This window comes from Neoluteolibacter marinus, from assembly GCF_014904755.1.
Taxonomy (GTDB): domain Bacteria; phylum Verrucomicrobiota; class Verrucomicrobiia; order Verrucomicrobiales; family Akkermansiaceae; genus Haloferula; species Haloferula marina.
This window is the reverse complement of record NZ_JACZFQ010000003.1, coordinates 78,935-93,100: the sequence shown is the minus strand read 5'-3', so window position 1 is coordinate 93,100 and position 14,166 is coordinate 78,935. Positions and strand designations below refer to the sequence as shown.

10 protein-coding genes are annotated in these 14,166 nt (G+C 66.5%); 1 reads left to right on the top strand and 9 read right to left on the bottom strand.

All coding sequences use genetic code 11. The annotated features are described in order from the left end of the window. Positions 1 to 99 precede the first annotated feature (99 nt). The 9 genes from IG178_RS00675 to IG178_RS00635 form a co-directional block, all read right to left on the bottom strand. Positions 100 to 1,611: a LamG domain-containing protein gene (locus IG178_RS00675; RefSeq protein WP_193210554.1), complete on the bottom strand. Its 1,512-nt coding sequence runs from the start codon at positions 1,609 to 1,611 to the stop codon at positions 100 to 102. Positions 1,612 to 1,641: 30 nt separating this feature from the next. Beyond that, positions 1,642 to 3,033, bottom strand: coding sequence for a LamG-like jellyroll fold domain-containing protein (locus IG178_RS00670; protein ID WP_193210553.1), 1,392 nt, complete (start codon positions 3,031 to 3,033; stop codon positions 1,642 to 1,644). A gap of 42 nt (positions 3,034 to 3,075) precedes the next feature. Then, positions 3,076 to 3,873: a LamG-like jellyroll fold domain-containing protein gene (locus IG178_RS00665; RefSeq protein ID WP_193210552.1), complete on the bottom strand. Its 798-nt coding sequence runs from the start codon at positions 3,871 to 3,873 to the stop codon at positions 3,076 to 3,078. A 191-nt stretch (positions 3,874 to 4,064) separates the two neighbouring features. Continuing rightward, complete coding sequence (locus IG178_RS00660) at positions 4,065 to 6,527, bottom strand: LamG-like jellyroll fold domain-containing protein (RefSeq protein WP_193210551.1); 2,463 nt, start codon at positions 6,525 to 6,527, stop codon at positions 4,065 to 4,067. 75 nt (positions 6,528 to 6,602) lie between these two features. Beyond that, on the bottom strand, positions 6,603 to 7,832 hold the full coding sequence (locus IG178_RS00655) for a cytochrome-c peroxidase (protein WP_193210550.1): 1,230 nt from the start codon (positions 7,830 to 7,832) through the stop codon (positions 6,603 to 6,605). Positions 7,833 to 7,836: 4 nt separating this feature from the next. After that, the gene (locus tag IG178_RS00650) at positions 7,837 to 9,267 is read right to left on the bottom strand and encodes an aldehyde dehydrogenase family protein (protein ID WP_193210549.1); all 1,431 of its coding nucleotides are present in this window, start codon (positions 9,265 to 9,267) and stop codon (positions 7,837 to 7,839) included. Beyond that, positions 9,264 to 10,148, bottom strand: coding sequence for a metallophosphoesterase family protein (locus IG178_RS00645; protein ID WP_193210548.1), 885 nt, complete (start codon positions 10,146 to 10,148; stop codon positions 9,264 to 9,266). The genes IG178_RS00650 and IG178_RS00645 overlap by 4 nt, the downstream gene beginning before the upstream one ends. Next, the gene (gene phnA / locus IG178_RS00640; RefSeq protein WP_193210547.1) at positions 10,141 to 11,370 is read right to left on the bottom strand and encodes a phosphonoacetate hydrolase; all 1,230 of its coding nucleotides are present in this window, start codon (positions 11,368 to 11,370) and stop codon (positions 10,141 to 10,143) included. Before phnA ends, IG178_RS00645 begins: the two co-directional genes overlap by 8 nt. After that, positions 11,367 to 12,671 carry a DUF5690 family protein gene (locus IG178_RS00635; RefSeq protein ID WP_193210546.1) on the bottom strand — a complete coding sequence of 435 codons (1,305 nt, stop codon included), beginning with the start codon at positions 12,669 to 12,671 and terminating at the stop codon, positions 11,367 to 11,369. The genes phnA and IG178_RS00635 overlap by 4 nt, the downstream gene beginning before the upstream one ends. Positions 12,672 to 13,024: 353 nt before the next feature. Between IG178_RS00635 and IG178_RS00630 the strand changes: the two genes are divergently transcribed. Next, positions 13,025 to 14,119 (top strand): zinc-binding dehydrogenase, encoded by a 1,095-nt coding sequence (locus IG178_RS00630; RefSeq protein ID WP_193210545.1) that lies wholly within the window; start codon positions 13,025 to 13,027, stop codon positions 14,117 to 14,119. Positions 14,120 to 14,166 lie beyond the last annotated feature (47 nt).

The following is a 14,166-nucleotide window of genomic DNA, read 5'->3' as shown; positions in this document are numbered from 1 at the left end:
CAGACCGCGAGAGTCGTGGTCAGGCCAGTGCCGGTCAAGGCCCCATCCTTGGAGACAATGACCGGCACCCCCGTGGTTCCAGCTCCCGGAAATCTTTCCTTAAGGAGTGGTCGTGCGGCCTTCGACCGCAAAGAATCGGGCCGGATCCGATGCTGCGGGGAGCGTGAATTCCAAGCTCCCGGCGGACTCGCCGACCGACACGCCGGGCTGGATCACCGACCAGCCGGAGAGATGGGTCGATCCGGTGACCTCGAGGTGCAGCGACAAGCGGTTGGCGCCCGGATCGCGCGCGAGCACCTCGTCGCCCGGCGAGATTCCGCCGGTGCAGAGATGGGCCAGGATGTAGTCGATCGCCGCGCCATCGTTCAAGAAGGGGTCGGTGCCGGTCTTCTTCACTTCGTCGCCGTCCGTGATCTGGTCGCCGTCGGAATCCGGGTTGTCGGCGTAGGTGAAGTAGATGGTTTCTTCCTCGAAGTTGGTCAGACCGTCGCCGTCACTGTCCGCCGTGTCGGGCACGAGGCTGGCGAATGCGGAGACGGATCCCGTGACAGTGTGGTTGAACTCCTCCGGCTGTCCGGCAAAACCGTCCGACCACCCGGCGAACACATAGCCGGGGGCCGCGGATGCCACGATCCGAGTGGTGGCGTCGAGGTCGTAGATGTCGCTGCCCGACACCTGCCCCGCGGCGGGGTCGGAGGCCGCCACGCCGATGAATGCCTTGCCCAGGGCGGCAAGGTCGGCGCTCAGCGGGATCGCCCCGGCACCGCGCAGATAGAGCTCGTTGACATCATTCTGGTCCAGAACCCGCGTCCAGACACCCACCTCGTCGATCATGCCATCCCAATCGCGATCACCGGTGCCCAGGCGGGCCCGGCCGAAGACCAGGGAGGGAAAATCGAAGGACGCCGCCGTGGCAGCAACCGTCCGGGTGTCGAAATACTCGCCGTTGAGATAGATCGTCATCGTCGCCGCGGCCCCGTCGAAGGTCACCGTTTCAACGACGTGCTGCCACACCCCGGTGGCCACCCCCGCCGGTCCGAATCCCCCGTTGGGCCCACCGGCAACGTAGCCGAGGTAGCGGTAGGAACCTTGAACCGTATTGAACCCGGTGTTCTCCGTACCCCAGGAGATATCGTAGTCGTTCGAACCCTCGAAGACATGGTAGCGGTTGCTGGCATTGTTCGCACCGGGCGCCAGACAATGCCACGCGGCCACCGTGAAGGCCGCGCCCAGTTCGCTGCTGCCGATCGGGATCTCCACATACTCGTCGCGATCATCGTCGAGGTTGAGTGCCCCCCCGATCAGCGTGTCCTGGCGGAAACTGACACCGGCACCTGCGGGATCAGCACTGGTGAAGTCGACCTTTCCCGTGAAGCCGGGTCCGGTCGGGTCGGATCCCGCCGACCATCCGGAGTAGAGGGCATTGGTCCCGCCACGGACACCGTCGTGTCCGCCGGTCGATCCGGGAGCCTTGTTGGCGAGGCCGGCATCGCCGGCTTCCTCGAAGTCATAGTAGCCGAGCAAGCCCGTCAGGAGATCGGCCGTCGCCACGCCGGTTTGGCCGGCGGCCACGATCCCGAGCAAGGCTGCGAAGCGGACTGGAGATTTCATCGCATTCAGGAGGTTGGTGTGATTTGCGGTTCAGGGGCGGCTTCCGAGCAGAATGTAGGAATCCACTTCCGCGGACGGCGCGGGGATCGTGACGTCCCAGCCGTCACCCGCCGGCGTGACCGAGAAAGCAGGGCTGTCCAGAGGCACCGGAGACCAGTTCGTCCGGTCGGCGGAGCCCTGCAGGCCCAGCCTGAGGGTGATCTGGCCGGAAACCGGGTTGCGCTCGATTTCCAGCCCGGAAAGGGCGATCGCCCCGGCCTGGTCGGGGCACAGCTTGGCGTCGACGAAGGCCACCAGGGCCGAGTCGTCGGACAGCGGGTCGGTGTAGGTTTCATCGACCTCGACGCCATCCGGAATCTGGTCGCCGTCGCTGTCCGGATTGTCCGGCAGCGTTCCCAGCAGCACGATTTCCTCGTAGTTCGTCAGCCCGTCGTCATCCGCGTCGCCGGTGTCCTCGCCGAACACCGCCGTTGCCGAGGCGCCGCCATTCACGGTGTGGTTGAAATCCGCGGGCTGGCCTGCAAAGTCCCCGGTCCATTCGACAAACGCGTAGCCCGGGTTCGGCTCCGCGGACACCGCCACCTCGCTGCCGGACGCATAGAATCCGGAACCGGTCGCCGTGCCGCGGGCCGGGTCCGCGCTGACGACATCGACCAGGAAGCCAACCACCTCGTCGACCCGCTCGCCGTTCATTCCCGCTTGATAGACGCTGGCGATCTCGCCGCTGGCGAGAACCCGGCTCCACGCCGCGAACTCGTCGATCTTGCCGTCGAAGGCGCGGTTGGTGGATCCATCACGGGCGTTGCCGAGATGGATCCCCGCGGACACCAGTGCCGCGGTCGAACCGCTCAATGTCCCCACGGCAATGCCGTCGAGGTAGGTCGTGATGACCGTGGTGCCATCGGTGCTTTGATAGGTCATCAGCACATGCTGCCACGTCCCGGGAACATGCACGTCGTTGTGGTTCATGCTGCCGGCCCCATTGGTGTAGGTCTGCGCGTCGTTGTAGCCGTTCGCGTTGACCAGATTCCGGAGCCCGTAGGAAATGTCGTAGTCGGTGGATCCCTCGAAGACGAAGAAACGGCTCGCGCCGCTCGCGGCGTCGGTGTCGAGGTTGTACCAGGCGGAAACGGTGAAGCTTTCGCCCAGTTGGTTCGCCCCGCCGCCACCGAAGCCGATCGCGGCATTCAGGAAATTGCCCGTCGTGCCGGTGAACTCGACCGCGTTGCCGACCTTTCCTCCCGCCACCGCCAGGAGGTGGCTGGCCGTCGCGGAGATCTCGAGGTCAGGACCGGATGCGGCCGGATCGTTGGCGAGGTCCTCGAAGTCATAGTAGGCCACCAGGCCGGAGGTCAGTTGCGCCCGGGCCAGCTGGCCGGAGACGAGGGCCGAGAAGCCCAACAGGATGATCCGTGTCTTCATGATGTCTGCGATCGATGGGGTTTTGTGGTTTGGACAAGAATCTCAGGCCTTGCGGCGGTGCAGCAGCGCAAGGGCTCCAAACGCGCCGAACAGGAAAAGCGAGGACGGCTCCGGCACGGCCACGCCGGCCAGCCCGCGGGCATAGACCTCGCCACGCTCCGCCTCGTCGAGCGCGCGGTCCCAGATCGCCACCTCGTCGATCATGCCATCCCAGTCACGGTCCGCGCTGTCGTTGCGATAGCGTCCGATGTTCAGCCCGCTGAACGAAAAGGTGCCGCTGCTGTCGCTCGCCGTGACGGGAATGGTGGCGCCGTTGACATAGGCCGAGACGGTCGGATTCGCACCGCTGGTGTCGTATTCCAGCAGCACGTGCTGCCAGCTCTCCGGAGCGAGGCCGCTGATGGTCGGAGCCGCCGTGGTTTCGACGTAGACCAGGTAGTCGTCGTAGGCGGTGGAGCTCACCGTCGAGGTCGTACCCCAGGAAACATCCCAGACCCCGGGATCGCTCGACTCAAGGGCGTGGAAGCGGGAACTGGTGTTTTCGGAACCCGGCGCGAGGTAGGTCCAGATCGAGAGGGTGAAGATGCTGCCCAGATCGGCGCTGCCGATCGGAGCGGTGACGAAGGCATTCTCGGCATCGACGAGGTTCAAGACGCCTCCCGCCAGCAAGCTGCCGCGGTTGCTGATGCCGTCGGGGGCCGCGAAGCTCGCGTCACCCGTAAAGCCCGTGGTGCTCAGGACCGGGGATCCGCCCCAGCTCAGGTCGCCTCCACTGGCTCCCGGGGCCTTGTTGGTGAGCCCGGCCGCTCCGCTTTCCTCGAAGTCATAGTAGGCCACCATCCCGGCCGTCAAAGCAGCCTGCAATCGAGGGCTGCACGCGAGAACCACCAGCGAAGCCACGAGAACACCCCGGTGAATCGGGTAGGGTTTTGGGGAGCAATATAGCATCTTGGGGTTATTATGTTTCTTGCAAGAAACCTCTGGGCAAATGGAGGTGCGTTTCATGATGCATTCTTTCGTCGTCGGACCCTTCATTCGGTGGCTTCAAGACGGAAGAACCGCTCCGCCTGGCCCGCGTCCGGGGTGACGATTTCCAAACGGCCGCCGGTCGGGGAAACCCGCGTCGCGGCGTCCGGGACCACGGCCTCCCAGCTCGCGGGATCAGCACCCGATGCCAGGGTTAGCCTGAAGCGGAGGGAATCTCCGGCCGGATTTCGGAAAACGAGCCCGCCGGCATCAGCGGTCAGGCCGAGAAGATTTCGCAGCGAATCATAGGTGCCCGAATCGTCATGCCCCGGATGGGTGCCCGCCATCCGCTCCAGATAGGCGGGCACGCCGTCGGAGTCGATGTCCGCGAGGACATCGGAGGGGTCCTGCGGATCCATGCCGTTGAGGACTTCGTACCAGTCCTCGAGGGTGTCCCCGTCCGTGTCGATCGCGGCCACCGCGATGGGCAAGGCGACCGGGGATCCGTCGTGATAGAGCGTGGCGATTTCTTCGGGCCCGATGACCCGCTGCCACAGGGCAACTTCATCGAGCATACCGTCGAAGTTCCGCCCGGTGCCCGCCCGATGACCACCGATGATCAGGCCGCCGCACTCGGCCGCCGGCCCGGGAACCGGCAGGAGATGATCCGCAGCCTCAACGCCGTCGATATAAAGACGCAGATGGCGGCTGTCGAAACTCATCGCGACATGGGCCCAGCGGCCGGTGAAAAGCGTGCGGTCCAGCTCACAGCCGAACCCGCCCTGCGCCAGTTCGGTCGGGGATGCATTCACACCCGTCGCCGGCTGCAGGGTCCGGGTGAAAAGCTCCAGGTTGACCTTGTCGGCACTGGCGCCTGCCCGCAAGCTGATCGAAATCGAATAGCCCGCATCGTCACTGGCCGCGCTGCCAAGGGTGCTTTCCATCAGGAAGTGTCGCTCGGTGGTCCCGTCGGCCGGGAGGCTCGCCGGCTTGCACCACATCGACACCGTATGCCCCGCGCTGTTGTCGTCGAGGGCACTCCCGGGAACCACGAGATACTGGCCGGCGGCCCGTGAGAACGACATCGCCCCGCCGCGCAGACCGCCCTCCGCCACCAACGCGGCACAGTTCATCGCGGCGGCATCGACCCGTCCGCCGAGCACCGAGCGGTTCCCCGAGTCACCCTCGAAGTCCCACCACGCCCTCAGCCCCTTGCCCAAGTCCCGGCCTTCCCTGGGTGCCAGCTGATCCTGCGTGACGATCACCTCGCGTTGGATGGTGCCATCGGAAAGATAAAAGCGCGCCGTCAACACGGCCGGACTGACCCGGGTTTCCGCCTCCAGTGTGAGGAACTGCCGGGGCTGCTGCGACGACCACACCAGATCGGGATGGGCGACATCGAGCGACGGAATCACCGAGGTGTGGGCCGGCGAGGTGATGAAATCGTGCAGGTCGTAGCCGACGCGTTGCGGATGGACCAGGTGTCGCGAAACGTGGATGTCCCCGCCCACGAGCACGACCCCCGGGATCCGCTGGTCCCGGATGAAGTCGAGCAAGGCATCCCGCTCGTACCAGTAGGTGAACATGTCATCGGTCTCGCTGTTCTTCTTGTCCTGCCACACCTGGCCCATCACCAGCACCTTGAACGGTGCCCGCGAGGCCAGCAGCGAATCGCGGATCCACTGCCACTGGGCCGGGCCGAAACAGGTCATCTGGTCCGCATCGACCGGCGAAGCTCCGGTTTGCGAATACCAGCGCGGGTCCAACAGGAAGACCTCCATCACGCCGCGGTCGATCTTGTGATAGACGCCTGCCTGGCCTTCGCCGAACTGGTCATGGGCCCGGTATTCGACGAAGCCCCGGCGGGTGTTTTCCTTGCGGCTGGCGGTCGAGACGCCGTTGCCACCATTCAGCCCGAAATCATGGTCATCCCAGGTCCCGGCTGTCGGCACCCTTCGGATCAGCGAGGCCAGGAACGGGGTCTCCAGGAACGCACGGTGCTTCACGCGGATCGTCGCCAGATCGCCCACGTCCACGTAGGGCGTGTCGCCGCACAGGAACAACTGGTCGATCCCGATCATCCCGATGCGCTGCCACACCGGCTCGGAGGTGTTGTTCGCACAGGAAGCAAAGGCCGCCCGGACCATACCCCGGCCCCCCGGCTGCAGCGCCGTCTTGAAACCCAAGCCCTCCTCCGGCCCCGCCAGCGTCACCGCCTCGGCACCGCCGATGTCATCGATCCGGTACCGATAGGAGGTAGCCGCGTGGAGTCCTGAAACGTGGAACTTGGCCACATAATCGTCCGCCTCCACGCAAGCCGCCTCGCTCGTGGCCACGACCTCCCCCGCGGCGTCGAGAACCGAAAGTCGCAGCGGACGTTCCTGCGCACCCGGCCGGTAGAGCAACCACGCCTCGTCGGTCGTGACGGTGCCTACCAGCGGTCCCGTCGCTGCCCCGGCCGGCCGGCAAGGAGTCAGCGCAAGGCCGACGACCAAACCGATGAAGCCAACAACCGTCCTCCCATTCATGAGAGCATTCCGACAGAGCGACATTTCCCGTTCAAGCACGAAGTTTCCTTCGGGAAACCTTTTTCTCGATTTCCGTTATTCCTCACCCACCGCATCCCGATGCGGCGGGTGAGGCGGCAACAGCGGAGCCGAGTGATTCCAGTCGGGGAAATACGCCCGCATGCTCCAGCTGTCCGGCGTCCCCGCCGGTGCCAGCGGAAAGCTCCCACTGCTCTCGATCATCCTGATCAGACTGCGGTCGGTGAAGGCCCCCATCAGGGCGACCAGGTCATCGACCTCGCCGTCGCTAAGGCCCAGATTCCCGAGGTCCTCGTGATTCACGGTCTCCGGATAATCCGTCGCGCCCCAGCGCCCCGGTTCGAGATCGCGGCGGTTGTAGAATTCGACGACCTCCCTCAGCGAGGCGATCGATCCGTTGTGGAAGTACGGCGCCGTGAGTACCACATTGCGCAAGCTCGGCGCCCGGAACTGGCCGAGTTCCCCCGCCGCGCCGGTATGCCCTCCCAGCCCCGGGTCCTCCGCCCCCCGCGACGGCGTACCGAGGTTGTCGTAGCCGTAGTCGCTCAGCAGCGGCTTTGGCCATGCCGATGCCGTCAGCAAGTGGCAGTCCGCGCACTTTCCCTTCCCCAGGTAAACCTCCAGCCCACGCTTCTGAATGGCATCGAGCGCGTCGCTGCCCCCTGCGAGGTAGCGGTCGATCGGGGCGTCGAAAGGCCGGAACATCGGTTCCTTGAGGAATTCGACCAAAGCCCGGTAACAGGCGTGGGCCACCTGGCCGTCGTCCTCCCAGCCGGAGTCGCCGACGCATTCCCTGAGGGCCGCCGCGTAGCCCGCGTTCCGGAGCTTGCCAGCCAACCCGGGAACGTCGCCCGTGTTCATCTCGGCATGGTCGAAAATCGGCTGCTGGACCTGCTCGTGCAATGTCCGGGCCCGGCCGTCCTGGAACAACCCGCCCTGCCAGGCCCAGTGCTGCACCCCGTCCGGCCCCAGCAGATCCTCCTGGTCCATGTTCGGGATCAGGGCCGCATACATCAGGCTCGGCGCATTGCGGCGGCCTTGGCGGCCCGCCACCGCGCCCGGCGAGACCGGGCGCGGATCGGCAAAGGCCGACTCCGGCACGTGGCAACTGACGCAACCCTGGCCGGGCGGATTCGACAAGGCGGTATCGAGGAAGATCTCGCGCCCGACCGCCGCCAGCGCCGCCTGGCGCTGTGCGGCATCCCCGTTGTCCGCCGGGCCGTTCGCCCCGGCGAGCGCCGCGGCACTCGTTCCCAGGCAGACCAGCCATGGCGTCAGGCGTTTCATCGGCTCACCAGGGCAGGCTGAAAGTTTTGACGTGCGACATGAACTTGATCGCCTCGATCACACCCTCCTTGATCCCGAGCCCCGAGTCCTTGATGCCGCCGAAAGGGCTGCTCTCGATGCGGTAGCCCGGGACCTCGTTGACGTTGGTCGTCCCGCACTTGAGCTCCTTGCAGGCGCGCAGCGCGAGCTCGAGGTCATTCGTGACGATCCCCGAACTGAGACCGAAGCTACCGGAGTTGTAGTAGGAAATGGCATCGTCGAGGTCGTCGACCGGAATGATCGGCGCCAGCGGGCCGAAGGACTCGCAGGCGACGATCCCGGCGTCGCGGGGCACCCCGGCGAGCACCGTCGGCTCCATCAACGCGCCGCGCCGGCCGCCGCCAAGCAGCACCTTCGCCCCGGCGGCCTCGGCATCGCGGACACGCTGCTCGAGCACCCTGGCCGCGGCCTCGTCGATCACCGTGCCGACCCGGGTTTCAGGATCTTCCGGATCGCCCGCGGCGTAAGTCGCCGCAACTTCGGTGAAGCGTGCAGTGAATCGTTCAAGGATCCCGCGCTGGACCAGGATCCGCTTCACCGCGGTGCAGCGCTGACCGGAATTCCGGAACGAGCCCTCCGCCGCCAGCCGCGCGGCCAGCTCCACATCGGCGTCGTCGAGCACGATCAAGGGCGAGTTGCCGCCCAGCTCCAGGCACAGCTTCTTGTAGCCGGCCGTGGCACTGATCGTCTTGCCGATCGCCACCGAGCCGGTGAAGGACAGCAGCTCGACCCGCGGGTCGGCCACCAGTGGCGTCACCACCTGGTCCAGCGGGCCGAGCAGCACGCTCAGCATCCAGCCCGGCAGTCCGGCCTCGTAAAGGAGCTGGGCAAAACGGATCGCCGTCAGCGGTGTCTTGTCCGAGGGCTTGAGGATGACCGGTGAACCGGCGGCGATCGCCGGGGCCAGCTTGTGGGCGACCTGATTGAGCGGATGGTTGAACGGTGTGATCGCCCCGACCAGCGCCAGCGGCGAGCGGGTGGTGATGATCTTGCGCGGCTTGCCCTGCGGCGACACGTCGCAGGAAAACACCTGGCCGTCGTCGCGCAGGGTCTCCATCGCCGCGAACTCGAGCACGTCCGAACTACGACCCGTCTCGTAATCAGCCTCACGGGCCGCCAGCCCGGACTCGCGGGTGATCAGCGCGGCGAACTCGGCCCGCCGCTCGGCCAGCAGCGCCGCCGCCTTGCGCAGGACCTTGTGGCGCGAGTAGCGGTCGAGCGGGACATTCGCCGGGTCGAGCGCCGCCTGGATCGCGCTTTCAAGGTGCTCGCGTCCCGCCATCGCCACAGTGCCGGTCAGCGAGCCGTCCCAGGGATAGCGGACTTCCAGCTTGTCACCGGTCTCGACCGGCCGCCCGGCCACCAGCGCCGGCAGATGGATTGTTTTCCAGCTCATGATCCGGCAGGCAGGGGGTGGTAGTGGCACTCGCTGCGGCCGTCGGGCCAGACGCGCAACAGGGCATAGCCCGCGGGCGTCCGCTCGTAGCTGCCGTCGCCTTGCTTGCCCGGCTCCCACCAGGCGCCGCTGAGCGCACCGTTGCAGTGGAAGTCGATGTTCCAGATCGACTCGCTGCTTTGGATGTGGACGTGGCCGCTGAGCGCCACGACCGGTCCTTCACGGCCGGCGAAGCGGTCGATCAGCGGCTTCGAACCTTTCATGTTCCCGCCGGCATAGTCCCCGGCGAGCGAGTAGAGCGGCAGGTGCGAGGCGACGATCACCGGCGCGGCGGCGGGCAGCGCGTCCAGCGAGTCGAACAACCAGGACTGCTGCTTGGCATCGATCGAGCCGCGCGAATTCTCCAGCCACAGGATCTCCCAGCCGCCATGGCGAGCCGCGCCGTAGGGACGCTCGATGCCGAGACGCTTGCAGACGTAGGGCACCCCGCGCATCTCATCGCCTTCCGGCCCGGCCCACCAGGTATCGTGGTTGCCGATGGCATGCAGGCAGGGTAGGCCCTCGAGCTCCGGCATCACCACCTTGTCCCAGATCTCCCACTGCTCGAGCATCCGCTCGCGGGTGATGTGGCCGTAGTCCGCGGCATAGATGCTGTCGCCGGTGTTGATCACCAGGCCGATCTCCGGATGGCGCTCGCGGATGGCCCGCAGGATCCTGGTGCAGCGCTGCGGCGCATCGAGCTCCGGCCGGATGTGGATGTCGGTCAGGTGGAGGATGGTCAGCGCATCCTCCGGCGAGTCCTTTCCGCGGGCCACGAAGGGCAGCGCGGACGCAACTCCCGCGGCGAGGAAACCACGGCGGCTGGTGGAGAGATCAGACATGGCAGGCGAAATGGAAGACGTCGAAGTTGCGGGGATCGCCCTGGGCCAGGCGGACGAGCTCCGGGGTCAAGGGCCGCGAAACCACCAGCGGCACCATTTCCTCGTAGCGCCCGCCGTGCGAACGCAGGCCGCCGGTGAGGACCGAGAGATCGTGGTGTTCCGGCGACTTGCCGAGCGCCACGTCGCGGCCCGACAGGACCACCAGGTCGCCGATGCGGTCGGCGGCGAGCTCCAGCTTGGACAGCGCCGTCTTCTTGTCGTGGACCTCGGTGATGCCCTCCTGCTCCATCAGGAAATCCGCCACCGCGGGAGCCTGCGAGGGATCGTCGAGATGAACCATTACCAGCGAACCGAGCGCTCCGTGGTGAACGACGTAAGGATCCGTGATCGGACAAATGACCCGGCAGGTCTTGCCGAAGCGCTCATGCAGCAGCGATTCGACGAAGATCACCTTGGGTTCGCCCTTGGCGTCGTTCTTGGCGTTCATGCCGTGATCGGCGGTCAGCGCCACCGTGCAGCCGGCATCGAGCAGGCGGCCGATCGCAGCATCGATCGCCGCGTGGAAATCAAGGATCTCCTCGGCCTCCGGCGCGAACTTGTGCTGCATGAAATCGGTCGTCGACAGGTAGAGGAAATCCGCCCGCCCCTGCTCGACCAGCGCGGCCCCGGCTTCCAGCACGCAGACCGAGGCATCGCCCGAATAAATCTCCGGCTGCGGCCGGCCGATCACCGCGGTGACGTCCTCGATGCCGTGCGTTTCCAGCCGTGCTTCGTCGAGCTTCTCGGTCGAGAAGGCGATCCCGCCGCGCTCCACCAGTCCGTCGCCGAGGACGGTGCGGAGCTTTTCCTTGGCGGTGACGAAGGCGACCTTTCGGCCGGCATCCGCGGCGGCGCAGAGCAAGGTCGGGCAACGGCGGAACTGCGGCGAGTTCATCATCACCTCCTCGCCGCTGGCGGGATCGAGGAAGAAGTTGCCGCAGATCCCGTGCACCGCCGGCGCCACGCCGGTGACGATCGAGCTGTTGTTGACGTTGGTGAAGGAAGGCAGCGCCCCGCGCACCATCCCCCGGTAGCCGTCGCGGGCCATCCCCTCGAGCCGCGGCATGCGGCCGCGGGAGATGGCAACGGACAGGTATTCGTCGGCACAGCCGTCGAGGCAGATGACGGCGACGGGATGATCGGGAAGCGGGTAGCTGCGGTCGTTGATGTGGAACGTATTCATGAGACAGTTGCGGAAGAAACAGCGGCGGCACCCCGCGGAAAGCGGTGGCGGTAGAGGAGGATCGCGAGCACGAGGAGACCCAGGGCCACGGCAAGGATGGCCGTCGAGAGGGTGACGAAAAACGCCAGGAAGCCGTCCTCCGGATGGAACAGGCTGCGGGCGAGCATCACGCCGCAATAGCCGAGGTAGCCGGTCGCATCGGCGACGTACATCAGGAAGGTCATGTTGCCCTTTTCCCGGGTCAGTGCGATCAGCCGCTCGAACAAGGTCGTGTGCACCGCGACGTACGGCAGGTACATCCCGACCCCGATCAGCACCATGAACGCGAAAGGCGGAAGAAGACCCGACCGCCAGCCCGCGACCGACGCCAAGGCCAACATCAGCCCCCCCGCGCTGATCCACAGGCCACAGAAGAAGCCGCGGCGGTTGTCGCGGATCAGGAATACCAGCCCGTTGACCGCCGTCACCGCCAGCCCGACCCAGAACTCCGAGCGCGTGAACACCCCCGGCTGCTCGCCGAGACCCAAGTGACTCCAGATCTCGGGGGCAAAGTCGGCCCGCACGCTGCGCAGGATCGTGATCAGGAGATAGACGACCACGATGCCAACCAAACCGACGCCGTGGCGGCGAACCATCGCCAGACGCTCCGCCCCGTTCATCGGCGTCCGCTCCGACCGGGCCAAGACATCGGCGGGCTCCGCGGCCGGGATGCGGGCCAGCATTAAAACGAACCCGATCAACGGCAGCAGGAAGATCGCACCCGCCGCCGCTGGCATCCAAGGCTCGGAGACGCCTGATTTCAACAAGGCGGCCCCGACCGACTTGGTCACCCCGTCCGCGAGGATGAAGCTGGCACAAAGGCCCGCGACGAAGAACTCGGTCATCCTCCGGCCTTCCAGGAATCCCAGCACCAGCCCGAAGACCATCCCCAGCGGCAGGCCGTTGCAAAACAGCCAGCCGGCACTCCACGGGGCCGGCGTCAGGGCAAACGCAACCAGCGCCAGCTGCGCCACCGCGATCAATCCCAGCAGCAATCGCGCGCGCCGGCCCGCCGTGATCTCGGAGACCACTTTGATGCCGATGAATTTCGACACCATGTAGCCCAACACCTGGGCCGTGACGTACCAGACCTTCAGCGACTCCCCCCAGGTGGTGCCGCCGAAGCTCGCCGCGGTGAACGGCTTGCGGAATCCATACATGCAGGCGTATGTCCCGAAGGCCGCCACCACACACCACCCGGCGAGAAAGCCGGGGCGTCCCAAGGCACGGGAAAGAGGGCTGCGGGAAGGCGGCGGATTCATGCTCGATTTCGGGATCATGCCACGACTCGAGGGCCCTACCCTCCGGGCATCGAGCGGCAATTCATGAGCATTTCGTCACCCGCGGCGCCCGTCAGGCGGCCATCCGACGCCATCCGGGCACGCGAGCCGGCCGGGCCAGTGTGAACGCGGCGATGGAAAATGGGCTTCATGGAACGAAACAAGAGGCGGCGACCGGCCGGCAACGCTCCATTCACCTTTCCGCCTGGAAGGAGGAAGCTGTGCCTGCGAGCAGCCTCCGGCAATGTTTCCCCCAATGCAACATCATTATTCTTTCAGGAACTTTGCGCTTGTCGGCGAAGCCCACCAGACGGGATCTTGCGGAACACCCATTCATGAACACCGAACGCGCCAGTGCACGGGCCCTCGCCGCCATCTTTTCCGGTCACGGTGAGCGCTTTCGCTTCGAGGAGTTTCCCGTGCCCCTGCCCGTCGGCGGGGAGATCCTGGTCGACATCGCCTGCAGCACGATCTGCGGCAGCGACCTCCACACCTGGCATGGCCGACGCCAGGAACCCACCCCTTGCGTGCTCGGCCACGAGATCGTCGGCCGCATCGTCGCCTTCGGCCCACAGGCCCCGAGGATCGACTTGCGCGGCGAGCCGCTGGCCGAGGGCGATCGCATCACCTGGACCCTCGCGGCCTCCTGCGGAGACTGCTACTTCTGTCGCCGCGGACTGCCGCAAAAGTGCGAGCATCTTTTCAAGTACGGTCACAATGCCATCTCGCCGGGCCGTGAATTCAGCGGCGGCTTCGCCGAGTGCTGCCTCCTGAATGGCGGCACCGGGCTGGTGCGACTCCCCGACTGCCTGTCCGATGCCCTCGCCGCGCCGGCGAACTGCGCGGTCGCCACGGTGGCCGCGGCCTGCCGGCTCGCCGGCCCCATCGAGGGCGCCTCGGTGGTCGTCATCGGCTGCGGCGTGCTCGGCCTGAATGCCTGCGCGATGGCCCGCCAGCAGGGCGCCGCGGAGGTGATCGCCTGCGACCTCGATCCCGCCCGGGAAAGCATTGCCGGACAATTCGGGGCCACCGCCTTCTGCCTGCCCGACCAATTGGAACCGGTCACCCGCGAGCTCACCCGTGGCCGCGGTGCCGACCTCAGCCTGGAGTTCTCCGGAGCCACGCCCGCGGTCGCCGCTGCGCTCGCGGTCACCCGCACCGGCGGCACCGCCATCATTGCCGGCACCACCACCCCGGGGGGGATGATCGGGCTCGATCCCAATGACCTCGTGCGGCGGATGCTGACGATCAAGGGCCTGCACAACTACGCCCCGGCCGATCTCGTCACCGCGATCGACTTTCTCGCCGGCTCGGGGGGACGCGTTCCCTTCGAGCGGCTGGCCGGCGGGAACTTTCCGCTGGAGCAACTCGAATCCGCCTTCGCCCACTCCAGCACGTGGCCGGGCACCCGGACCGCGGTGATCCCCTAGGCGGCAGCCACGACACGCTTGCGGATTGCCCACGCGCCGGATTCGCG